25 protein-coding genes and 1 pseudogene are annotated in these 22423 nt (G+C 73.5%); 12 read left to right on the forward strand and 14 right to left on the reverse strand.

Features of this window, described 5'->3' with window-relative positions; genetic code table 11:
* Window positions 1-93: 93 nt before the first annotated feature.
* The 6 genes from HUN59_RS00980 to HUN59_RS01005 all read left to right on the forward strand — a co-directional run bounded on the left by HUN59_RS00980 (window position 94) and on the right by HUN59_RS01005 (window position 4290).
* On the forward strand, window positions 94-978 hold the full coding sequence (locus tag HUN59_RS00980; protein WP_174777245.1) for a S26 family signal peptidase: 885 nt from the start codon (window positions 94-96) through the stop codon (window positions 976-978).
* Window positions 975-1895, forward strand: coding sequence for a LamG domain-containing protein (locus HUN59_RS00985; protein WP_254629956.1), 921 nt, complete (start codon window positions 975-977; stop codon window positions 1893-1895). Before HUN59_RS00980 ends, HUN59_RS00985 begins: the two co-directional genes overlap by 4 nt.
* A gap of 194 nt (window positions 1896-2089) precedes the next feature.
* Window positions 2090-2527 (forward strand): ester cyclase, encoded by a 438-nt coding sequence (locus HUN59_RS00990; protein WP_058740643.1) that lies wholly within the window; start codon window positions 2090-2092, stop codon window positions 2525-2527.
* Window positions 2528-2552: 25 nt separating this feature from the next.
* Window positions 2553-3188 (forward strand): copper resistance CopC family protein, encoded by a 636-nt coding sequence (locus HUN59_RS00995; protein WP_174777246.1) that lies wholly within the window; start codon window positions 2553-2555, stop codon window positions 3186-3188.
* A 65-nt stretch (window positions 3189-3253) separates the two neighbouring features.
* On the forward strand, window positions 3254-3871 hold the full coding sequence (locus tag HUN59_RS01000; RefSeq protein ID WP_174779318.1) for an NUDIX hydrolase: 618 nt from the start codon (window positions 3254-3256) through the stop codon (window positions 3869-3871).
* A gap of 32 nt (window positions 3872-3903) precedes the next feature.
* Window positions 3904-4290, forward strand: a complete 387-nt coding sequence (locus tag HUN59_RS01005) for a DUF1304 domain-containing protein (RefSeq protein ID WP_174777247.1) — start codon at window positions 3904-3906, stop codon at window positions 4288-4290.
* Window positions 4291-4315: 25 nt separating this feature from the next.
* On the opposite strand, the gene HUN59_RS01010 is transcribed toward HUN59_RS01005, so the two are convergent.
* Window positions 4316-4717: an arsenate reductase ArsC gene (locus tag HUN59_RS01010; RefSeq protein ID WP_174777248.1), complete on the reverse strand. Its 402-nt coding sequence runs from the start codon at window positions 4715-4717 to the stop codon at window positions 4316-4318.
* A gap of 78 nt (window positions 4718-4795) precedes the next feature.
* Between HUN59_RS01010 and HUN59_RS01015 the strand changes: the two genes are divergently transcribed.
* Window positions 4796-5320, forward strand: a complete 525-nt coding sequence (locus HUN59_RS01015) for an AAA family ATPase (RefSeq protein ID WP_144803706.1) — start codon at window positions 4796-4798, stop codon at window positions 5318-5320.
* Window positions 5321-5399: 79 nt separating this feature from the next.
* Here HUN59_RS01015 and HUN59_RS01020 read toward each other — a convergent pair whose 3' ends face one another.
* The 4 genes from HUN59_RS01020 to HUN59_RS01035 form a co-directional block, all read right to left on the reverse strand.
* Window positions 5400-6203, reverse strand: coding sequence for a DNA-formamidopyrimidine glycosylase family protein (locus HUN59_RS01020; RefSeq protein ID WP_174777249.1), 804 nt, complete (start codon window positions 6201-6203; stop codon window positions 5400-5402).
* Window positions 6204-6380: 177 nt separating this feature from the next.
* Window positions 6381-8216 (reverse strand): BCCT family transporter, encoded by a 1836-nt coding sequence (locus HUN59_RS01025; RefSeq protein ID WP_174777250.1) that lies wholly within the window; start codon window positions 8214-8216, stop codon window positions 6381-6383.
* Between the two features lie 33 nt (window positions 8217-8249).
* Entirely contained in the window at window positions 8250-9485 is a 1236-nt protein-coding gene (locus HUN59_RS01030) for a DUF2254 domain-containing protein (RefSeq protein WP_174777251.1), read from the reverse strand.
* Between the two features lie 21 nt (window positions 9486-9506).
* Window positions 9507-10148: an SDR family oxidoreductase gene (locus HUN59_RS01035; protein ID WP_174777252.1), complete on the reverse strand. Its 642-nt coding sequence runs from the start codon at window positions 10146-10148 to the stop codon at window positions 9507-9509.
* A 98-nt stretch (window positions 10149-10246) separates the two neighbouring features.
* Here HUN59_RS01035 and HUN59_RS01040 point away from each other — a divergent pair, with 98 nt between their 5' ends.
* Together HUN59_RS01040 and HUN59_RS01045 are read left to right on the forward strand one after the other, a co-directional pair.
* On the forward strand, window positions 10247-10735 hold the full coding sequence (locus HUN59_RS01040; RefSeq protein ID WP_058740632.1) for a DUF4126 family protein: 489 nt from the start codon (window positions 10247-10249) through the stop codon (window positions 10733-10735).
* A gap of 119 nt (window positions 10736-10854) precedes the next feature.
* Window positions 10855-11826, forward strand: coding sequence for an NAD-dependent epimerase/dehydratase family protein (locus HUN59_RS01045; RefSeq protein ID WP_174777253.1), 972 nt, complete (start codon window positions 10855-10857; stop codon window positions 11824-11826).
* 152 nt (window positions 11827-11978) lie between these two features.
* Here the strand turns inward: HUN59_RS01045 and HUN59_RS20045 are convergent, their stop codons facing one another.
* Entirely contained in the window at window positions 11979-12491 is a 513-nt protein-coding gene (locus HUN59_RS20045) for a sorbosone dehydrogenase family protein (RefSeq protein WP_368076193.1), read from the reverse strand.
* A gap of 112 nt (window positions 12492-12603) precedes the next feature.
* Window positions 12604-13335, reverse strand: a pseudogene (locus HUN59_RS20050) (PQQ-dependent sugar dehydrogenase); the annotation flags it as partial.
* Between HUN59_RS20050 and HUN59_RS01055 the strand changes: the two are divergent.
* Window positions 13319-13984 (forward strand): SDR family NAD(P)-dependent oxidoreductase, encoded by a 666-nt coding sequence (locus HUN59_RS01055; RefSeq protein WP_174777254.1) that lies wholly within the window; start codon window positions 13319-13321, stop codon window positions 13982-13984. The pseudogene HUN59_RS20050 and the gene HUN59_RS01055 overlap by 17 nt on opposite strands.
* Before the next feature lie 30 nt (window positions 13985-14014).
* Here the strand turns inward: HUN59_RS01055 and HUN59_RS01060 are convergent, their stop codons facing one another.
* From HUN59_RS01060 to HUN59_RS01090, 7 genes are all read right to left on the reverse strand, one after another.
* Window positions 14015-14770: an SGNH/GDSL hydrolase family protein gene (locus HUN59_RS01060; RefSeq protein WP_174777255.1), complete on the reverse strand. Its 756-nt coding sequence runs from the start codon at window positions 14768-14770 to the stop codon at window positions 14015-14017.
* A gap of 86 nt (window positions 14771-14856) precedes the next feature.
* Window positions 14857-15411, reverse strand: a complete 555-nt coding sequence (locus tag HUN59_RS01065; RefSeq protein WP_174777256.1) for an ATP-binding cassette domain-containing protein — start codon at window positions 15409-15411, stop codon at window positions 14857-14859.
* A gap of 250 nt (window positions 15412-15661) precedes the next feature.
* Entirely contained in the window at window positions 15662-16543 is an 882-nt protein-coding gene (locus HUN59_RS01070; protein ID WP_144803731.1) for an aldo/keto reductase, read from the reverse strand.
* A gap of 148 nt (window positions 16544-16691) precedes the next feature.
* Window positions 16692-17276 (reverse strand): YdeI/OmpD-associated family protein, encoded by a 585-nt coding sequence (locus tag HUN59_RS01075; RefSeq protein ID WP_174777257.1) that lies wholly within the window; start codon window positions 17274-17276, stop codon window positions 16692-16694.
* A 38-nt stretch (window positions 17277-17314) separates the two neighbouring features.
* Complete coding sequence (locus HUN59_RS01080; RefSeq protein ID WP_174777258.1) at window positions 17315-18868, reverse strand: FAD-binding oxidoreductase; 1554 nt, start codon at window positions 18866-18868, stop codon at window positions 17315-17317.
* A 9-nt stretch (window positions 18869-18877) separates the two neighbouring features.
* Complete coding sequence (locus HUN59_RS01085; protein ID WP_174777259.1) at window positions 18878-19447, reverse strand: acyl-CoA thioesterase; 570 nt, start codon at window positions 19445-19447, stop codon at window positions 18878-18880.
* A gap of 66 nt (window positions 19448-19513) precedes the next feature.
* Entirely contained in the window at window positions 19514-19747 is a 234-nt protein-coding gene (locus HUN59_RS01090) for a hypothetical protein (protein ID WP_174777260.1), read from the reverse strand.
* 97 nt (window positions 19748-19844) lie between these two features.
* Between HUN59_RS01090 and HUN59_RS01095 the strand changes: the two genes are divergently transcribed.
* Both HUN59_RS01095 and HUN59_RS01100 read left to right on the forward strand, forming a co-directional pair.
* Entirely contained in the window at window positions 19845-20831 is a 987-nt protein-coding gene (locus HUN59_RS01095; protein ID WP_174777261.1) for an aldo/keto reductase, read from the forward strand.
* A 191-nt stretch (window positions 20832-21022) separates the two neighbouring features.
* Window positions 21023-22420 (forward strand): nucleobase:cation symporter-2 family protein, encoded by a 1398-nt coding sequence (locus HUN59_RS01100; protein WP_254629957.1) that lies wholly within the window; start codon window positions 21023-21025, stop codon window positions 22418-22420.
* Window positions 22421-22423 lie beyond the last annotated feature (3 nt).

Consider the following 22423-nt stretch of genomic DNA (forward strand, 5'->3'; position numbering starts at 1 on the left):
GGTCGGGCACCGCCTCCCCCGTCCACCACCGCCGCGTGACACCACGCCACCTCGCACCACGTCACGCCACGTCTCGTCCGATCGGAGCAGCGCATGAGCCAGACCGCAGCCCTCCCGCTCAGCGGGACGCTCGACCGTCCGTTCCTGCGCGGTCGGCAGACCAGCCGCTCGGAGACGGTCGCCGCCTGGACGGTCGCGGTCGTCGCGGCCCTGCTGCTCGGCGCCGCGGTCCTGTTCCTCGCCGCCGGCGGTCGCTGGTTCGTCGTCGAGACCCCCTCGATGGGCGAGGCCGCGCCGGTCGGCACCCTCGTGCTCGACCTGCCGGTGGACGTCTCGACCCTGCGCGTCGGCGACGTCGTGTCCTTCGAGACCGCGGCGAACCGTGGTGTCGTCTACACGCACCGCATCATCGCGATCGACGCCGACGGCGGGCTCCACACCCGCGGCGACATCAACGGTGCGACCGACCCGTGGACGCTCCGCCAGGCCGACGTGATCGGCACCCCGGCGCTCCTCGTCCCGCACCTCGGCTGGCTCTTCCGCGCCGCGCCGATCCTGCTCATCGGCACCCTGCTCGTGTGGACCGTCACGAGCGTCTTCACCGACCGCGTAACCCGGAGCAGCCTGCGCATCGCCGGCGGCGCGCTCACCGCGTCGTACGCGGCGTTCGTCCTCAAGCCCTTCGTCAACGTGACGACGATCACGAACACGTCCAGCCCCGCCGGGGTCGAGGCGACCATCGTCTCCTCCGGTGTCTTCCCCGTCCGGGTCGAGGCGCACGGCGGCAACACCCTGCACCTCGTCGACGGGCAGGTCGGCCGCGTGGTCATCCACGAGCTCACGGAGAACGGGCACTACCAGATGACGTCGAACATCGACCTCGACCCGGTCGGCTGGGCCGCGCTCATCGCCGTGTGCCTCGTCCCGCTCGTCCTCTGCCTGGCCGTGGGCCGCGTCGAGACGGTGCGTGCATCGTGACGGGCCTGCACGCCCTCCCGCGCGTCCGCCGTGGCCCGCTCGCGCTCCTGCGGCTGCGCCTGCCCGCGCTCGGGCGCCTGCGCGACGGCCGGCTCGTCGCGGTCCTGCTCGTGCTGGCGCTCGCGGTCGTGGTGCTGCTGAACCAGTTCGCACCGACCCGCTCGGCGTACAGCGCTCGGATCACCGACTCCACGAACACCGCGGGCACGGCGCCGTACTTCACCTGCGCCGGTGCGGTCAGCGCGGACGCCTCCGGTGCGCTCTTCGCCTACCGGCTCGGTGAGGCCTCCGGGTCCCGGACCGCGGCCGACGCGTCCGGCAAGGCCGCGAACGGCACCTACCAGGGCAGCATGGTCGCGGCGACGCCGAACCCGAACGGGTGCGTCCGGGACACCGGGAGCGCGTACGTGCTGAACGGCTCGACGAGCTTCGTGTCGACGCCGCGCGCGTACGTCAACCCGACGACCTTCAGCGAAGAGGTCTGGTTCCGCACCACGGTCGCCGGCGGCCTGCTCATCGGGTTCGGCAGCAGCCAGACCGGGACCTCCGGCCAGCACGACCGCCAGACCTGGATCAACCCGTCGGGGCAGCTGGTGTTCGGCGCCTACAACGGGACGACGCAGACGATCGCGTCGCCGCAGTCGGTCACCGACGGAGCGTGGCACCACGTCGTGTCGACGATGTCGCCCGGGAACGGGATGCGGCTGTACCTGGACGGGTCGCTCGTCGCGTCGAACACCGCCTACACGCAGCCCGAGAACGCCACCGGGTACTTCAAGATCGGGTACGACACGATCGCGTACTGGCCCGGTTCGCCGTCCAACTACTTCTTCACCGGTTCGATGCGCTTCGCCGCCGTCTACGGCACGGAGCTGACCGCGGCGCAGGTCGCCGCGCACGCGGCAGCCGGACGCTGACGTCGCGGCGGTCGCCGACCGGGCCACGACCGGACGGGAGGCGCGTGGCCGGCCCGCCACGCGCCTCCCGTCCGTCCGTCGCGCACCACCGCGAGCCGGTGCGCCGACCGGACAGCCGTCCCGCGGACACTCCGTGTCCTCCGGGGCGGCGCGCGTACCAAGGACCCTCACCGATCCACACGGAGGGACCACGCATGAGCAAGGAAGCGAACGCCGCCACGCAGGAGACGCTCGGGGGCATCCTCGAGGCACGAGACTGGGGTCGGATGGCCGAGGCGTGGCACGAGGACGTCGTCGACCACGATCCCGCGCCGGGTCAGGCGCCTGGCCTGCAGGGGATCGTCGACTTCTGGCAGGAGTTCACGACCGCCTTCCCCGACGTCACGCTCGAGGCCGACCCGCTCGTCGTGACCGACGACTTCGTGACCGCGGTCTTCACGATCCGCGGGACCCACACCGGACCGTTCCAGGGGCACGAGCCGACCGGCCGCTCCTTCGAGGTCCGCGGCATCCAGGTGTCGAAGTTCGTTGACGGTCGCATCGCGGAGCGGTGGGGCTCGACGGACCAGCAGGGCATCGAGGAGCAGCTGCAGCTCGGTGCGTCCGACGTCAAGTTCGTCAGCAAGGACTGACGAGCACTCGGGTACGCTCGCGCTCGTGCGTCTCCGGGTCCTCCTCGCCTCCGTCCTCGTCGCTGCGACCCTGCCGGTGGTGCTCGTCGCGGGGCCCGCGTCGGCGCACGACGTCCTGGTGTCCTCGGACCCCGCGGCGGACTCGTCCGTGTCCGGCGACCTGGACCGGGTGACCCTGACCCTGTCGGAGCCGCCGCTGTCCGGCCTGCAGAGCGGGATCGTGATCAGCGTGACCGACGCCGGCGGGACCGAGCACGCGCGGGGGGACGTCAGCACCGACGGGAACACCATCGGCACCGCGGTGGACCTGACGGACGCCGGGTCGTACCAGGTGCGCTGGCGGAGTGTGTCCGTCGACGGGCACCCCATCTCGGGCGAGTACGCCTTCACGTCGACCGGGGCGACGGCGACGGCGCCGGCGCCGTCCGCGTCGGCGCCGTCTTCGTCGGCCACGGCCGGTACTCCCGCCGTCGGCCCGTCACCGTCGGCCACCGCCACGGAGGTCGCGGAGGCGCAGGCCCCCGCGGCGCACCAACACGGCGCCGCCACGACGATCTGGCTGCTCGCCGGACTCGTCGTCGTCGCCCTGCTCGCCGTGCTCGTCACCCGCCTGGTGCAGCGCCGGCGCGGCCCGGCGCCCACCGCCGAGGACGACCGGTGACGGCAGGCGCCGCCCGCGCCGCGCTCGCCGCCCTCGCTGCGGACCCGGCGCCGATCGCCCCGGTCATGCCGACGACGGCCGACCCGCGCGCAGCGGCCGTACTCATGCTCTTCGGCGAGCTCGACCACGTCCCGAGCACCCGTCCGGCGCGGGCCGCGTCGGTGCACCGGGATCTCGACGTCCTGCTCCTCGCCCGTGCGTCGACGCTCCGGTCGCACCCCGGCGAGGTCGCCTTCCCCGGCGGGCGGCTCGACCCCGGGGACGCGGACGCCCCCGCCGCAGCGCTGCGCGAAGCCCGCGAGGAGACCGGGCTCGACCCAGCGGGCGTCGAGGTCCTCGGGACCCTGCCCGCCGTCCCGCTCGCGCACTCGAACCACCTGGTGCGGCCGGTGCTCGGCTGGTGGCGCGCACCGTCGCCGGTGCGGGTCGTCGACGAACGGGAGTCCGCAGCGGTCTTCCGGACACCCGTCGCGGACCTGCTCGACCCGGCGGTCCGTGGGGTGACGGTCCTGCGCCGCGACGGCCGGGAGTGGCGTGGGCCGGCGTTCGCGGTGCACTCGGAGCAGGGCGTCCACACGCTGTGGGGCTTCACGGCGATGCTGCTCGACGGGCTGTTCGACCGCCTCGGCTGGACCGAGCCGTGGGACCGGTCCCGCGAGCTGCCGCTGCCGACGGAGCGCTGACCCGCCGCGCCCCGGGGTCGTAGGGTCGTGGCATGACCGTCGTCGCGCTCGTGTTCGCCGCCCTCGCAGCGCTCCTGCACGTGTACATCTTCGTGCTCGAGTCCGTCCTCTGGACCACGCCCCGCGCCCGGAACACGTTCGGCACCACCGCCGAGGAGGCCCAGGCCAACCGGCAGCTCGCGTACAACCAAGGCTTCTACAACCTGTTCCTCGCGGTGCTCGCGATCGTCGGCGTCGTCGTGGTCGCCGCCGGCGGCACCGCGGTCGGTCTCACGCTCGTGGTCGCGGGCACGGCGAGCATGCTCGGGGCCGCCCTCGTGCTGTTCGCGAGCGACGACTCGAAGCGCCGCGCGGCGAGCACCCAGGGGGCCTTCCCGCTCCTCGCGCTGCTGTCGCTCGGCGTCGCCGCACTCGTCTGAACGAGCGCAGCCCGGGCACCCCCGCTCAGTCCAACGACGCGAGCAGCGCCTCGACCCGGCCCCGGATCTCGTCCCGCACCGGGCGCACCTGCTCGAGCGGCAGCCCGGCGGGGTCGGTCAGCGCCCAGTCCTCGTAGCGCTTCCCGGGGAACACCGGGCACGCGTCCCCGCACCCCATCGTCACGACGACGTCCGCCTGCCGCACGGCGTCGGTCGTCAGGACCGCCGGCTCGGCCCCGGCGATGTCGATGCCCTGCTCCGCCATCGCCCGCACGGCGATGGGGTTCAGCCGGTCCGCGGGCTCCGACCCGGCCGAGAACACGTCCACCCGGTCGCCCGCCAGGTGCCGCAACCACCCGGCGGCCATCTGGGAGCGGCCCGCGTTGTGGACGCAGACGAACAGGACGGCGGGCTTGGTGTCGGTCACGTGACCATCCTGCCGCGGAAGCGGCGGGGCGGGGGTGCGCCGTGCCTCCCGGCAGGAGGGTGCGGTAGCGTCCGCGACGTGATCGTCTGGATCAACGGCACCCACGGGGCGGGCAAGACCACGACGGCGCGGCTGCTGCAGCCGCTCCTGCCGGACGCGCGCGTGCTCGACCCGGAGAAGATCGGCGAGGTCCTGATGGACGTGCGGCCGCCGCTGCCCGACCACGGCGACTTCCAGCACTGGGACCCGTGGCGACCGCTCGTCGTCGAGACCGCGACCCGGCTGCTGGACCACGTCGGGGGCACGCTCGTGCTGCCGCAGACGGTCCTGGTCGAGGCGTACTGGCGGGAGATCGCGGACGGCTTCGCGGCGCGTGGGGTGCCCGTCCGGCACGTGGTCCTGGACGCCGACCAGGACACGCTGCGGGCGCGGATCGAGGGCGACACCGTCGTGGGCTACTCGCTGTTCCGGATGAGCCGGCTCGCGCCGTACGCCGAGGCGGCGCGCACCTGGCTGCACGACGCGGCCCAGGTCGTGTCGACGGTGGGGCGCGCACCGGAGGAGGTCGCGCGCGAGATCGCGCGCAGCGTCACGACTGGCTGATCGGCCTGTCGGTCCGGCCGGCCGTCGGTCCGGCCGTCGGTCCGTCGGTCCGGCCGTCGGCCTGGAGGATCGGGGCCGGTCAGGTGGACACGGCCGGCTGGCAGCGTGGGCACCACCACACGCGCCGTGGCGGGGAGCCGACCACCTCGACGTCGTCGCGTGCCCGGACGCGCGTGCCGCAGCGGAGGCACGGTCGTCCCGCCCGGCCGACCACCCAGTGCCGCTCGCCGCGGCGGAGGACACCCGTCGTCACCTGGTACGCGTCCGGCACCGTCGCGGAGTGCCGGAGCATCCGCTGCGCCGTGTCCACCAACGTCGGGACGTCGACGGTGCCGATCGGGCGGTCCGGGTGCAGACCCCGGACGAAGCCGAGCTCGTTCGCCCAGAGGTTCCCGAGCCCGGCGACCCGACGTTGGTCGAGCAGGGCACGGCGCACCGGCAGCCCCGGATCGGCGGTCAGGCGGCGGACGGCCTCGGCGCGGTCGAGGTCGTCGTGCAGCAGGTCCGGCCCGAGGTGCCCGACGGCGTGGTGCTCATCGCGGGTGGGCAGCAGCTCGACCACGGGCAGGTCGAGGCCCCAGACGGTCCGGCCGTCATCGAGGGCCATCCGCACCCGGGCCTGCTGCGCGGCGTGCACGGGGAGCCGGCGCCCTGCGGCGGTCACGGTCCACGAACCGGTCATCCGCATGTGGGTGTGCAGCGTGGTGCCGTCGTCGAACCGGGTGAGCAGGTGCTTGCCGTGGGTCGCGTGCCCGGTGATCCGGCGGCCGGTCAGCGGGGTGCCGGCCGCGTCGCCCCCGCGGAGCTCGCCCGAGCGGACACGGGCGCCGTCGACCGCGCGGAGGCGTCCCGCGAGTCGGTGGACGGAGTCACCCTCGGGCATGCGGCGACGGTAGCCCCGGCCGCCGACACCGGGACCACGTGCGGTAGGTCGGTTCGTCCTGCCGCGATGGAGCAGGAGACGTCGGGTGCTCGACCGGCGCCCGACGTCTTCTGCTCCACCGAGCGCCGGAGTGGATGCGACGGTCCGTTCGCTGACAGCGACAGCCGCCGCGCGGGGTCAGCGCGGCTCGGGTGCCCCGCCCCGGTGGTCGTCGCGCTGCGGGGCCCCGTCCAGCGTCGTGTCGATGCCCGGGTCCGGCGACACCGTCTCGGTGTGCACGGGGAACGCGTCCGGTGAGGTGCTCACCGACTCGGGTCGGACGGGCCGACGCGCACGGAGGCGCCGCACGATGTCCCACGGACGGGCTTCGCCGCGCTCGGCGGGCGCGTCGACCTCGAGGCCGTAGTAGGCGCCGACGTGCTCGAGCAGGACCTCGCGCTCGGCCTTGTCGTACGCCCGGCGCTCCCGGTTGAAGGCGATCACGGTCGACCAGCAGGTCATGAGCAGCACGATGCTGAACGGCAGCGCCGTCGTGATCGCCGCGGTCTTCAGGGCGTTCAACCCGCCCGTGAGCAGCAGCGCCACGGCGAGCAGCGCGGCGACGACGGCGAAGAACACGCGGAGCCAGTTCTTCGGTTCGATGTCACCGCCGGACGCGATCATCGCCATCACGAGCGACCCGGAGTCCGACGACGTGACGAAGAAGACACCGATGAGCAGGATGGCGCCGAACGTCAGCACGGTCCCGGCGGGCAGGTCGCCGAGCAGCGTGAAGAGGGCGCTCTCGACGTCCACCGAGCCGTCCGCACCGATCAGGCCGCCCGCGCCGTCCGTCTCCTGATGGATGGCCGCGCCGCCGAGCACCGCGAACCAGAGGAAGGTCAGCGCGGTCGGGACGAGGAGCACGCCGAAGACGAACTCGCGGACCGTCCGGCCCTTCGAGATCCGCGCGATGAAGATGCCGACGAACGGCGCCCACGACATCCACCAGCCCCAGTAGAACGTCGTCCAGGCGCCCTGCCACTCCTCGCCGGCCGCGCCCTGCTGCGCCGTGACGTTGAAGGACAGGCCGACGACGTTCTGCAGGTACGCGCCGATCGACTGCACGAAGTCCCGGAGCAGGAACTGCGTCGGACCGACGATCAGGATGAACAGCAGCAGGGCCGCGGCGAGGAGCAGGTTGAAGTTCGACAGCAGCTTCATGCCCTTCGTCACCCCGGTGACGAGCGACACGATCGTCAGCGCGGTGATCACCGCGATGATAGCGATCTGGCTCACCGTGCTGCTCTCGGCGATGCCGGCGCTCTCGAGCCCGGCGCCGATCTGGATGACGCCCAGTCCGAGCGAGGTGGCGACACCGAAGAGCGTGCCGACGAGCGCGATCACGTCGACGAGGTTGCCCCAGCCCCCACGGACCCGGCGGCCGAGCAGCGGCTCGAGGGCCCACCGGATCGAGACCGGACGACCCCGGCGGTGGATCGCGTAGGCGAGGGCCAGTCCGAGCACGACGTAGATCGCCCAGGCGTGCAGCCCCCAGTGCAGGAACGTCTGGGTCATCGCCTGCTGCGCGAGCTGGTTCTCGGTCCCGGTGACCCCGGGCCGTGGCGAGGCGAAGTGGCTCAGCGGCTCGGAGACGCCGTAGAACACCAGACCGATGCCCATGCCGGCCGCGAAGAGGAGCGCGAACCAGGAGCCGGTCGAGAACTCGGGCTCGTCACGGTCCTTGCCGAGCTTGATGTCGCCGTACTTCGAGAACCCGACGAAGAGCGAGAACCCGACGAAGAAGGCGGCGATCAGGACGTAGTACCAGCTGAAGTTCCGCACGATGCCGCTCTGCAGCGCCGAGAAGACGGCCTCGGCGGAGGACGGAGCGACGAGGGTCCAGGCCACGAACCCGAGGACGATCACGGCTGCGGGCCAGAAGACCCAGCGGCGCAGGTTCGGGGTGGTGCGGACGGGTTCGCCCGGGCGGAGCTGGTCGGCGGCGGGTGCTGGTGGTCTCGTCGTGGCCATCAGTCCATGGTGCCCGCCGAGCTGCGATTCCGCTCAGGAACCGGATCCCCGGGCGTGCTGCCGCACCTGGGTGACGACGTTCCGTCGGTCCGGAGGAGCAACGGCTTCGAGTCGCTCCGCGAGCCGGTCGGCCGCCGCCTCGACGAGCGGGTGGCCGGCGTCGTACTGGGCGATCGTCGTGAACAGACCGCTGACGAGCGCTCCCGGGTCCGGCCAGTGCTGCAGGACGCGGATCCGGCCGGCGGTGTCGAGGAGGCCGGTCACCGGGTGCCCGTCGCGCCAGAGCGGGACGAGCACCGAGGTGGCGAGGTCGAGCGCGCTCACCGCGGTGTACGGGTCGTTGGTGCCGGAAGCGAGACCACGCACCGCGATCTCGACCAGCTGCTGCAGCGCGAAGTCGACGTCCTGCACGGGCGTCCTGGCCGGACCGAGCAGGACCGACGAGCGCACGGTCCGGGCGGCGCGGGCGTCCACGACGTGGTCCCTGCTCCCCGTGGCGGCGTGCACCGTCGCCAGCACGTCGCCGGCGATCACGTAGCGTCCCGGCATCGCCACCACGTCGACGACGCAGTCGGTCCGGGACGCGCACGAGACCAGTCCGCGCCACTCGACCGACTGCACGTACCCGTCGCTCGCCGCGCGGACGACGCCCCGACCCGCTTCCGGCACCGCGACCCTGCCCACGGTGCGCCGATCGTCGTCGCCGTCGCGGTACGCGTGCTCGACCGCGACGCGCAGGTCCTCCTGCACCTGCCGCTGCAGGGACGTGATCTGCGTGCTCGACGCGATGTGGTGGATGAAGAACACCAGCACGCCCACGTCGACCACGGCGAGCAGCACCGCGACGTGGATCGCGACGACCGGCACGAACGGATCGCCGTCGTCGACCGCCGTGTGGACGGTCCGCAGCACGACCATCGCGTACAGGAACGTCGACGTGAAGGCGGCGAGCACGAGCTGGTTCGCGCGGTCCGCCATGAAGTTCCGGACGAGCCGGGGTCCGTACGTCGACGACGTCGTGGCGAGGACGGAGATCGTGATCGAGAACGAGGTCCCCGCCACGGTGAGCATCGCCGTCCCGATCGTCGTCAGGATCGACCGGCCGCCCCCGGCGCTCAGCGCGTCGAGGAACGGGACGGCCGGGACCTGCCCGGCCAGGACGTCCCGGTCGAGGGTGACGAGGAGCTGCGCCGCGACAACGGCGACGAGCCCCAGGAGCGCCGGGAGGAACCAGAACGACTCCCGGACCCGGACGAGGAAGGCGTGCACGGACGGGACCGGCCGGCCGCGTCAGCCGCGCAGGAAGTCCGCGACCGGGGTCGAGCCGCCGTTGAACCGGATCGTCCGGCCGGCCGTCGACGGGTCCTCGAGCACGTCGGCCACGACGTGGGCGACGTCCCCGCGCGGGACCTGCGACGACGAGCCGTCCCAGTCGACCCGGCCCGTGGGGTCGTCGTCGGTCAGGGTGCTCGGCGCGACGACGGTCCACTGCAGGTCGGAGTCGCGGAGGACCGCGTCGGCGATCATCTTCGACTGGGCGTACGCGAAGAAGTCCTGGTCCTGCGGGATGCCGTGGTCGAGCTGCGACCCGGACCACGAGACCATCACGTACCGGTCCACCCCGGCGCGCGCCGCGGCCTGCACCGAGAGCACCGCGGCGTCGCGGTCGATCGCCCACGTCCGGTCGGCCGAACCGCCACCGGCTCCGGCCGACCAGAGGACGGCGTCGTGCCCGCGGACCAGGTCCTCGAGGTCGGTGAGGGACTGCTGCTGCACGTCGGCGACGCGCGCCTCACCGCCGTGGGCACGGACGTCGTCCTCCTGCTCCGGGTTGCGGATGACGGAGGTGACGCGGTGGCCCCGGTCGGAGAGGATGCGGGTCGCGAGGAGCGCGACCTTGCCGTGGCCGCCGAACAGGATGATGTCGCTCATGCCGGGCACGGTACGCGTCACGGCTCCGAGGGGTCGTGGGCATCCGCGTCCCCCGAGGCTCCCACGAGTACCGTCCGACGGGACACGACAGGAGCGTCATGAGCAAGCAGCAGCACGAGCAGCACACCCTCGTCCGGAGCCTCGCCCTCGGGGTCCTGAGCGGCGGACGGAGCAGCACCCCGCTGGCCGTCCTCGCCCTGAACCACGACAACAAGGCGGTCAAGGGTGACTGGCAGCAGTGGAAGGCGTTCAGCACGCCCCTCGGCCGCGGGCTCCTCGTCGCGTCCGCGATCGGCGAGCTCATCGGCGACAAGTCCCCGAAGGCCCCCGCCCGCATCTCCCCGATGGGCCTGGTCGGCCGCATCGCCGCCGGCGCGTTCGCCGGTGCCGCGCTCGGCACCACCGGCCGTCGCGACCTGCGCCTCGAGGGTGCGGTCCTCGGCGGCATCGGCGCGGTCGTCGGCAGCTTCGTCGGCTGGGCCGCCCGGAAGTCGCTCAGCGGCGCCGGTCTGCCGGACGCCGTCGGCGCGCTCGCCGAGGACGCCGCCGTCATCGCCGGCTCGGTCCAGGCCGTCCGCAGCGCCTGAACGCTGTTCGCCCGTCGGGCGGGAGGCGCGTGGCGGACCCCGCCCCGTGCCTCCCGTCCGTCCCGCGGGGCACCGACAGGGCCTGTCGGGGCCGACCCGACGCGCCTAGCGTGAGCACCATGCGCATCGTCGTCATCGGGGCCACCGGCCACATCGGCACGTTCCTCGTGCCCCGCCTCGTCCGCGCCGGCCACGACGTCGTGGCCGTGTCGCGGGGCACCAGCACCCCGTACGCCGACGCCCCGGAGTGGACGCGCGTCGAGCGCGTCGTCGCGGACCGGGAGCAGGAGGACCGCGACGGCACCTTCGGCGACCGGGTCGCGGCGCTCGCCGCGGACGCCGTCGTCGACCTCGTCTGCTTCACCGTCGAGAGCGCCGAACAGCTCGTCCGCGCGCTGCGCGGCAGCAACACGCACCTGGTGCACTGCGGCTCGATCTGGCGGGCGGGCGTCTCGCACGTCCTGCCGATCACCGAGGCGACGATGACCCCGCCGTTCGGCGAGTACGGCGTCCAGAAGGACGCGATCGCCCGGCTCCTGCAGGAAGAAACCGCCTCTGGTGGTGTCGTCACGACCTCCGTCCACCCAGGGCACATCAGCGGTCCGGGGTGGATGCCGATCGGTCCGCTCGGCAACCTCGACCCGTCCGTCGTCACGAGACTGACCCGGGGCGAGACCGTCGAGGTGCCCGGCCTCGGAGCCGAGGCGATGGCCCACGTGCACGCCGACGACGTCGCCCAGCTGTTCCAGCTGGCGGTCGAGCAGCGAGACGCCGCGTCCGGCGGCGCCTTCTTCGCGACGGCTCCGACCGCGCTCACCGTGCGCGGGTACGCCCAGCTGGTCGCCTCGTGGGCCGGCCGGGAGGCACGGCTCGAGTCCGTCTCGTGGGACCGGTTCCGCGAGATCACGGCCCCCGAGCACGCCGACGCGAGCTGGCAGCACCTGTCGCGGAGCCAGGTGTTCAGCACCGCCGAGGCGGAGCGGGTGCTCGGCTACGCGCCGGCGTGGACGGCCTCGGAGACGGTGCGGGACGCGCTGCGGTGGCAGGTCGAGCACGGTGGACTCGAGGTCGGGGCGGGTACCACGGTCTGACATCGGCTGCTCCCGTGGTGGAGCAGAAGACGTCGGGTTCTCCTCCCGTGGTGGAGCAGAGGACGTCGGGTCGCCCGGGCGTGCCCGACGTCGTCTGCTCCATCGTGGGGCGAGGGCGCGCACCCGACGGCGGTCGGGCAGACCGGTCCGCCTCAGTCGAGCTCGCGGAGCGGTACCGAGAGGATGCGGTCGTCGCCGTCCCGCGGGTCGCCGCGGCCGTCGGTGTTGTTCGTGACGAACCAGAGCGTGTCGTCGGGACCGGCGAGCACCGTGCGGATCCGCCCGAACTCGCCGGCGAAGGACACCGTCGACGTCGTGGGTTCGGCGGCCGGCACGGCCCGGACGGACTCGCCGCGCAGGTTCGCGACGTACACCGTGTCGCCGATCACGGCGAGGCCGCTCGGCGACGCGTCGTCGGTCGCCCACTGCTGCACGGGGTCGACGAAGCCGCGGTCCTCGCCGCCGACGCCCTCGACCTCGGGCCAGCCGTGGTTCTCCCCCGCGACGATGACGTTGAGCTCGTCCCAGGCGTCCTGCCCGAACTCCGCGGCGAACATCGTGCCGTCCGCCGCCCAGCCCATGCCCTGCACGTTGCGGTGGCCGAGCGACCACACCGGTGAGCCCGGGAACGGGTTGTCGTCCGGCACCGCCCCGTCGGGCGTCACACGGAGGATCTTGCCGGCCAGGGAGTCCCGGTCCTGCGCCGCCGGTCGGTCCCCGGCGTCCCCCGACGCTCACGTAGAGCATGCCGTCCGGGCCGAACGTGATCCGGCCACCGTCGTGGAAGGTGTTCCGGGGCAGGCCGTCGAGCACGGTGGTGGCGTCGCCGAGCCGGTACGAGCCGGTGTCACCGGTCAGCGAGAAGCGCTGCACGCGGTTGCCGGCGTCGGCGGTCGAGTAGACGAACAGGTCGCCGTCGTGCAGGGCGAGCCCGAGCAGTCCCCCTTCGCCGCCGTGCCGGACGCCGGGGACGGTGCCGACCTCGCGGGTGGAGCCGTCCGCCCGTAGTTCGAGGACCCGGGCGGAGTCGCGCTCACTGATGAGCGCGTCGCCGGCGTCTCCGACGGGGACGACCGACCACGGGGCGTCGAGTCCGGTCACGACCTCGGTCGTCGCCGCCGCGGTCGCCGGGCTGGTCCGGGACGGGGCGCTGCTCGAGCCGGACGTGCCGGTCCCACCGGTGCCGTCGGGGTCGCCGTCCGAGCAGGCGACGAGCGCCAGGGCCGCAGCCGCCGCGAGCCCGACCGCGGACCACGACCGACGGGCACGGCCGACGGACCGACGTCCGGACTCACGTCCGGCACGGCCTCCGGCGGAGCGAGCGCTGCGGGTCGCACGGGTGCTGCGGGTGGTGTCCACGGTGATCCTCCCGGTTCGTCCCCCGAGTCCACACGACGCAGGCGGGAAAGCCCTGAGGGTTCCTGGCCGTGCCTCCCAGGACGCGGGACGTCGGCCTACCGTCGGCCGCACACCACCTCCGGAAGGACCACTCATGACCACCATCGCCATCGTCGGCGCCGGCAAGGGCCTCGGCGCCGCGGTCGCCGAGCGCTTCGGACGCGAGGGCTTCGCCGTCGCCCTGATCTCACGCAACCAGGACCGTCTCGACTCCCTCGCGGCACAGCTCGGCGAGTCCGGCGTGACCGCGAAGGGCTTCGCCGCGAACGTCCGGGACGGCGACTCGCTCCGTGCCGCGCTCGAGGCGGCCACCGAGCAGCTCGGCCCGATCGAGGTCCTGCAGTACAGCCCGCTGCCGGCGAAGGAGTACATGCGACCGGTCCTCGAGACGACCGCCGAGGACCTGGTCGGCCCGGTCGAGTTCTCGGTCTACGGCTCGGTGAACGCCGTCCGTCAGGTGCTCCCCGGCATGCGCGCGCTCGGCACCGGCACGATCCTGTTCGTCAACGGGGGCAGCGCGGTCCGTCCGGGCGCCCGCGTGACCGGCACGTCCGTCGCCTTCGCGGGCGAGAGCGCCTACGCGCAGCTCCTGCACGACGCCGTGGCCGAGGAGCACGTGCACGTCGGCCAGCTCATCATCCCGTTCGGCATCGACGACGGGCAGGACGCGCACTCGTCGGCGGCCGTGGCCGAGCAGCTCTGGGCGATCCATTCCGAGCGCGGCGACTTCCGGACGTACGCGGAACCCCTGCCCGAGTGACCCCGGGCCGGGCTGACAGTCCGGTCCGGGTCAGGCGGCGGTGCGGGTGATGGCGGCGGCCATCGCCCGCGCGACGCCCTGGTTCGCCTCGGCCGTCGGGTGGATGCCGTCCGGCGACGTGCCCGGCTTGTACGCGCCGTCCGCGGCACGCAGCGCCGCGAACGGGTCGACGAACGCCCAACCGTGCTCCGCCGCGTCGGTGCGCAGGGCGTCGGTGAGCACGATCTGACCGGTCCGACGGTCGGCGCCCCACCGGCTGTGGGTCCAGTCCGACGGCGGCCCGGCGACGACCAGGACGCGCTGCGCCCCGACCTTCCGGACGATCGCCCCGACGTTCGCGATCGTCGTCGCGGTCGGGACGGCCTGGTTGACGTCGTTCGTCCCGACCTCGACGACCAGGACCCGGGCGCTCGGCACGGGGCCGATCTGCTGCAGCACCTGGTCGGCGCGGTACCCGCTGTGCGCGTAACCGCCGACGGCGTGCAGTTCGTCGTCGGTCTCGAGCTGGTGCAGCCAGGAGTCCGGCCGTGCCGTGATCGAGTCGCCTGCGTAGGCGAACGGCACCGCTCCCGGCAGTGCGGGGGTGTCGAGCGCACCGGTCACGAACTGGTCGGGCGTCCGCGGGTCCGGCAGCGCGGTACCGGCGCGGTGTTCGGCGACGGCCGCCACGGGTCGGTCCTCGGCGCTCGCGGTGCGCGGCGTGGTGGTGACGAGGACGCCTGCGGTGACGAGGCAGGCTGCGGAGACGATGCTCGCCACGAGGGCGAGCCGGCGGGTGCGGGACACGGGTACGAGCTTCTCCGGTGATCGGGGTGCGGGCCAGTCCCCCCAGCTGGGGAACGTGCGTTCTGGCTGAGGGTCCTCGCTGCCGTTCACAGGATCGCGGCCGGCGTCTCGACGAGGCGGTCGGCCCAGGTCGGTCGCGCGGCCGCGGTGGTGCTGACGAGCACACCGGCACCGTCCCCGGCCAGGCGACGGAGCAATCGTACGTCGGTCGCGTCCCGCGGTTCGTCGGCGAGCACGAGCACCGGCGACCCGGCGATGCTCCGCGCGACGGTGACGAGCCGCTGCTCGGCCGCGGTCAGGTCGTCGGGGAGCGCGTCCGGGGGAGCGGTCACCCCGACCCGGGCGAGGGCGGTCGTCGCAGCGGCGATCGCTTCGTGGGTGTCCCACCCGTCGAGCTCGAGGGGCAGCGCGGTGTTCTCGAGCACCGTCAGCGACGGGACGAGGCGGTGGTCGGTGCACACCGTCCCGACCAGCCGTCGTCGGAGCGCCGTCGCCTCGGCGACGGCCAGACCGTCGAGCGTGCGGTCGCCGATGCGCGGCGCGTTCCGGACCGACGTCATCACCGCGGAAGCGCCGTCCCCCGTGACGGCGACCACCTCACCCGCGTCGACTCGCAGGACAGAACCACCATGGGTGGTCACCGCAACGACCGTCGCGGTCTGCCGCCGCCCCGTCCCGACGAACATGCCGGTGCCGGCATGCTCCGTCGCTGCACCCTGTGCCCCCACGTCGTCCCCCCGGTTCCTGTCCATCGGACGCGACCAGTGTGCACCGGCCCGGCATCCGCGCGCGAGCGCCGTTGCCGAGTCGTGATGCAACGAACGGGAGGCACGGTGCCAGCTGGCACCGTGCCTCCCGTCCGGTCGGTGGTCGCGTCCGCGACCCGCCCGATCAGCCGTGCAGCTTCGACAGCTCCGCGAACTCGTCGTCGGTGAGCTCGATCGTCGCGCCCTGCAGGTTGTCCTCGAGGTGGTCGACGCTCGACGTCCCGGGGATCGGCAGCATGACCGGCGAGCGCTTGAGCAGCCACGCCAGTGCGAGCTGCGCCGGGGTCGCGCCCTTGCGCTCGGCGATCTCGGTCAGCGGGGAGTCCTCGCCCGTCAGGCCGCCGGTCGCGAGCGGGAACCACGGGATGAAGCCGATGCCCTGCTGCTCGGACCAGTCGAGGAGCTCCTCGGCGTCGCGCTTCTGCAGGTTGTAGAGGTTCTGGACGGAGACGATCGTCGCGACCTGCTGAGCGGCCTTGACCTCGTCGACCGACACCTCGGACAGGCCGATGTGGCGGATCTTGCCCTCGTCCTGGAGCTTCTTGAGTTCGCCGACCTGGTCCTCGAGCGGGACCTTCGGGTCGATGCGGTGCAGCTGGAACAAGTCGATGCGCTCGAGGCCCAGGCGGCGGAGGCTCATCTCGGCCTCCTGGCGCAGGTACTCCGGGCGGCCGACCGGCGGCCACTCGTTCGGGCCGGTGCGGGTGAGACCGGCCTTCGTCGCGATGACGACGTCGTCGCCGTACGGGTGCAGCGCCTCGCGGAGCAGGTCCTCGGCGACGTAGGGACCGTAGGAGTCGGCGGTGTCGAAGAAGTCGACGCCGAGCTCGACGGCGCGCTTGAGGACGCGGATCGCCTCGTCGTGGTCCTTCGGCGGGCCCCAGACGCCGGGTCCGGTGAGCTGCATGGTGCCGTAGCCGAGGCGGTGGACCTCGAGGTCGCCGCCGATGCGGAACGTGCCCGAGGCGGCGGCAGGACGGTTCGTGGTGTCGGTACCGGTGGTCATGTCCCCGGTCTACGCCGTGCCCGTGTCCCGTCCCTGAGCCGGTGTCCCCCGCGGGTGGCCTGGCCCGAGTCTCGGGCTGGGCGACGAGTCTCGGGTGCCGGGACCCGAGTCGTGTCGCCGACGGCGAGACTCGGGGCGGCGAGACCGGTCAGCGGGGAGGACGCGGGTACGGGGTATCGCCGCGGGACAGCCCGCCGACGAGCTTCGCGATGCGGTTCGCCCGCGCGGTGTCGCTCGGCGCCGTCACCACCCGGTGCAGCACGGCGTACCGGTTCGTCGCGTCGAGCTCGGCGAACAGGGCGGCCGCGGCGGGCTCGGCGTCGAGGGCCGCGCGGAGGTCGTCCGGCACGGTGACGGTCGCGGCTCCGGCGTAGGCCCGGTCCCACCGGCCGTCGGCCCGGGCGCGGTCGACCTCGGCCTGCCCGCGGGGCCGCATGCGTCCGGACTCGGTCAGGGCCGCCACGAGGCCGATGTTGCGCTGCGACCAGAGCGAGGCGCGGCGACGCGGGGTGAACCGCTGGCGGAAGGTCCCGGCGTCCCGCCCGCGCTTCTGCCCGTCGATCCACCCGGAGCAGAGCGCCTCGTCGAGGGCCTGGTCGTACGTCAGCGTCGTCGGTTCGGTAGTGCCCTTCTTCGCGAGCACGAGCCAGACGCCGTCCGGGTCGGCCTCGTGCTCGTCGAGCCACGACCGCCACGCGGCGGCGTCCAGGAGCACCAGCTCCTTGTCGTCCATGCGGTCATCGTAGGACGGCGGTCATCGTCGGACGGTGGTCAGACCCAGTGCGGCTGGTCGAACACCCCGTCCGGGTCCGCCTGCTCCGCGATCCGGTGCAGCCGCGAGGTGTTCACGTCGAAGTACGCCGTGGGGTCGGTGATCGCCGCGTCGCAGTAGTTCGCGTACGCGCCGTCGCCCCACGCCGGGGTCATCGCCTGCCGGAAGTCGCGGACGTACGCGTCGAACGGCGCCGGGTCCGCCCCGTCGGCGAACACCGCCGTGTACTGCACGGTCATCAGGGCGTCCCGCCACGGGAACGCCGAGTCCGTCCGCCCGACGTCGGCCACGACCCCGCCGAGCGCGTCGAGGGAGACCCCGCCCTCCCGGTTCCCGGCGACGTCCCCGGCCGCCGCGGCCCGTCGGACGAGCACGTCGACCTGGTCGTCGGTGAGCTTCCGGCCGCCGATGGACGACGTCGCGGCCTCGGACACGCGCTGCGGCGCCCCGGCGAGCCGCACCATCGCGTCGCCGTAGGACAGCTCGTCGGCGGTGTGCGACGTCGGGGTGGCCCCGGTGGCGGCGATGAACCCGTCGACGGAGGCGTCCGCCCCGGTCTTCGCGCCGGTCCACACGCCGGTGACGGTGACCGTCGGGGCGGTGTGCCTGGTGCCGTTCAGGAGCTTCAGGGTCGACCAGAGCTGCGGGTCGGCGACCGGCGCCCAGTCCTGCCACGCCCGCACCACCGCGGCCGCGGCGGACCAGGGGAACACGATGCTGAACAGCAGCACGTCGGGGGCGGGCTGCGTCCGGAAGGTCATCGACGTGACGACCCCGACCGTCCCGCCGCCACCGCCCCGGCACGCCCAGAACAGGTCCGGCTCGGCGGTCGCGGAGACCTGGTGCACGGCGCCGTCGGGCGTCACGAGCGTCACCCCGGTGAGCTGGTCGCACGTCAGGCCGAACGACCGGACCAGGACGCCCACCCCGCCGCCGAGCGTCAGTCCGCCGATGCCGACGGTCGGGCACGACCCGGCGCCGATCGCTCGTCCGGCCCGGGCCAAGGCCGCGTACACGTCGGCCAGCCGGGCTCCCGGACCGATCGTCGCGGTGTCCCCGTCGACGCGGACGGCGTCCAGGTCCTGCGTGCTGACCACGAGCGAGCGGGGGACGTCGGTCCCGGGCGCACCGCCGGCGGACCAGCCCGTGTACGAGTGCCCGCCGGCCCGGAGCGCGACCGGCGTGCGGGTGTTCCGTGCGAAGGCGAGCGCGGCCTGCACGTCCGCGACGCCAGCGACGCGGAGCACCGCCTGCGGGTCGGCGTCGTCGTAGCGGGGGTTCTGCAGCTTCCGTGCGGCGTCCCACCCGGACGACCCGGAGCGCAGGAGCGTCCCGGTGACGGCCGCGGCCAGGGCGTCCCACGAGTCCGGCCCACCGGCGCTCGGGGTCGGTGTGGACGGTGCGCCCGAGGACGACGCGGACCCGGATGGCGACGGGCTCGGTGCCGGCCCCGACCGCGAGCACGCGGCGAGCACCCCGACCAGACCGAGTCCGACCCCGCCGGCCAGCACCGCACGTCGACCCGGCGTCCCGCTCCCCCGTCGCTCCTGCACCCGACCTTCCTACGCCGAGGCGCCCCTGGCCGTGCCGGTCGGCGCCGCGCTGCTGATCCGCACCGCGTCCGCCCACGCGTGCACCCAGTCGGGCAGGGTGAGGTCCCGCGGCGCCCCGCCGCCCGCGGCGACGAGCTCCTCGGGCATGACCGTGCCGCCGGTCCGACGGAGGAACCGGGCCTGCACGACCGCCCGCGCGACGACCGATCCCCGCCGCTCGAAGGCCTGCTCGATGTACACGGCGCGGTCGTCGACGCCGAGCACCCGGGTGACGAGGGTGAAGCGCTGCCCCAGTGTCAGCGACCGCTTGTAGGTGATCGTCTGCGCCGCGACCACGGCGTACCAGCCGCGCCTCGAGGCCTCGTGCCAGAAGCCGGAGCGCGTGAGCAGGTCGTACCGACCGAGGTCGAGCATCGACAGGTACTTGCCGTTGTTCACGTGCCGTAAGGGGTCGAGGTCGGTGAGCACGACCCGGAACGGCGTCCGTCCCTCGTCCCAGAGCGACGGCCGTCGGCCCGGGCGGAGTCCCGCGAGACGGATGCGCACGGTCAGCAGGAACAGCCGCAGGTACAGGTTCACGGCACGATCGAACCACAGCCCGGCGCCGACACGACAGACCGGCCAGGACGCGTGGGACGAGCTGGCTCAGCCGAGCGGGCCGCCCCCGGCGCCGCTGATGCCCGGGTGCGCGGACTTGGCCTGTCCCTCCACGATCGCGTGCGCCGCCGAGGCCTCGGACATGGCCCGCTCCCCGATGCGCGGGTCGATCGGCTCCAGGTGCGCGAGCCTCCGACGACGGCGCACGTTCTGCACCTCGAGCACGACGAGCAGCGCGGCGATGGCCACGGCCACCCCGATGACGATCCCGATGACCAACACGGTGTCCCCCTCCGGTCCCGCGGACCCTGTCCGTCCCCGCAGCCTAGCCCCGTCGGTGCCTCCCGCACAGGGGGTCGGCAGGAGTAGACCTGCACCCATGCAGACACACACGCTCGCAGACCTGGAGGTCGGCGCCGTCGGCCTCGGCACCATGGGCATGAGCGCCTTCTACACGGGCGCCGGCACCGACGACGACGAGTCGATCCGCACGATCCACCGCGCGATCGACCTCGGCGTCACCCTGATCGACACCGCCGAGATGTACGGCCCGTACACGAACGAGGTCCTCGTCGGGAAGGCACTGCAGGGGCGCCGCGACGACGTCGTGCTCGCCACGAAGTTCGGTCTCGTCGAGCACGTCCCCGGCGAGACCCAGCCGAGCACCGACCGCAAGCTCACGAGCGCACCGGAGTCCGTCCGCGAGGCGCTCGAGGGCTCGCTCCGCCGCCTCGGCACCGACCACATCGACCTCTGGTACCAGCACCGGGTCGACCCGAAGGTCCCGATCGAGGACGTCGTCGGCCAGCTCGCCGACTTCGTGCAGGAGGGCAAGATCCTCCACTACGGCCTGTCCGAGGCGGGGTCCGAGACCATCCGCAAGGCCCACGCCGTGCACCCGGTGACCGCCGTCCAGAGCGAGTACTCGCTGTGGACCCGCGACCCCGAGGACGACGTGCTCGGGACACTCCGCGAGCTCGGCATCGGCCTGGTCGCGTACTCGCCCCTCGGCCGCGGCTTCCTGACCGGTGCGATCACGAAGCCGTCCGACCTGGACGCCGACGACTTCCGCCGCGACAACCCACGCTTCCAGCAGGAGGCGTTCGAACAGAACGTCCGCATCGTCGACGAGGTCAAGGCCGTCGCGTCCGAGGTCGGTGGCACCCCGGCGCAGGTCGCGCTCGCGTGGCTCCTCGCCCAGGGCACCGACGTCGTCCCGATCCCCGGCACGAAGCGGGTCTCCCGCCTCGAGGAGAACGTCGGCGCCACCGACCTGACCCTCTCGGAGTCCCAGCTGCAGCGCCTGTCCTCGCTGCCGGTCCCGACCGGCGATCGCTACCCCGACATGTCGAGCATCGGTCGCTGACGCGACCACAGGTCGGACGGGAGGCCCGTGGCGGATCCGCCACGGGCCTCCCGTCCGTCCCGTCCCCACCTGTGGAACGCGCGTTCCGGCGCGCGGTCGCGTGATCCGGGCGACCCACCGCCGACACGGCACGGAAACACCCGCTCCGTAGCGTCCGAGGAGACGAGTCCGACGACGCCGAGGGGGCACCCGTGACCGACACGAACCAGACGACCGACGCCCGTCGCGAGGACGGCGTCGACACCGTCCCGCCGCTCGCCCGGCTGCTGCCGCTCGGGCTGCAGCACGTCCTCGCGATGTACGCGGGGGCGATCGCCGTGCCGCTCATCGTCGGCGGTGCACTCGGCTTCGACCGGGCCGACCTGGCGTTCCTGATCAGCGCCGACCTGTTCGTGGCCGGCCTCGCGACGATCGTGCAGTCCGTCGGCTTCTGGCGCTTCGGGGTCCGGTTGCCCCTCGTGCAGGGCGTCACCTTCGCCGCGGTCGGCCCGATGATCGCGATCGGGACCGAGCACGGCATCACGGCGGTCTACGGCGCGACCATCGCGTGCGGCGTGTTCATGGTCGTCGTCGCCCCGTGGTTCTCGCAGCTCGTCCGGTTGTTCCCGCCGATCGTCACCGGCACCGTCATCCTGATCATCGGCCTGTCCCTGATGAGCGTCGCCGCCGGCTGGGTGACCGAGGGCGGGAAGGACGGCGCCGCCCGTCCGCTCGACGTCGCCTTCGCCGCCGGGGTGCTCCTGGCGATCGTCCTCGTGGAGCGCTTCGCGCCGCGGGGACTGGCACGCGTCTCGGTGCTCGCCGGGCTGCTCCTCGGGACGGTCGTGGCGCTGTTCGTCCCGGGCATGGTGGACGGGTCCGGGATCGGCGACGCCGCCTGGTTCGCGGTCGTCACGCCGTTCCACTTCGGCCTGCCGACGTTCGACCTCGCGTCGATCGTGTCGATGCTCGTCGTCGGGCTCGTGATCATGACCGAGACCACGGGCGACATGGTGGCCGTCGGCGAGGTCGTCGGCCGACCGGTGTCGAAGCGCACCCTCGCGGACGGACTGCGGGCGGACGGGCTCGGCACGGTCGTCGGCGGGGTGTTCAACACGTTCCCGTACACGGCGTTCGCGCAGAACGTCGGCCTGGTCGCGCTGACCGGCGTGCGCTCCCGGTACGTCGCCGCCGCCGCGGGCGGGATCCTCGTCGTGCTCGGCCTGGTGCCGAAGGTCGCGGCGGTCGTCGAGGCGATCCCGCACGCGGTCCTCGGCGGTGCCGGGGTGGCGCTGTTCGGCATGGTCGCGGCTTCGGGCATCAGGACGCTGTCGAAGGTGCGGTTCGACAACCGGAACGTGCTCGTCGTGGCACTCCCGCTCGGGATCGCGCTGCTGCCGACCGTCGCGCCGTCGATCTACGCGGCGTTCCCGACGTGGTTCACGCTCGTGTTCGACTCGGGCATCTCGGCCGGTGCGGTCGCGGCGATCCTGCTCAACCTGCTGCTCGGGTCGCGGAGCGTCCGGGAGCGGTTCGGCGACGACCCGGCGGTGGGGTCGTACGACGCGGTGCGGTCGACGGCGCCGATCGCGGTGCCGCGGCGGGGGTAGGCG

The organism is Curtobacterium sp. Csp2, assembly GCF_013347165.1.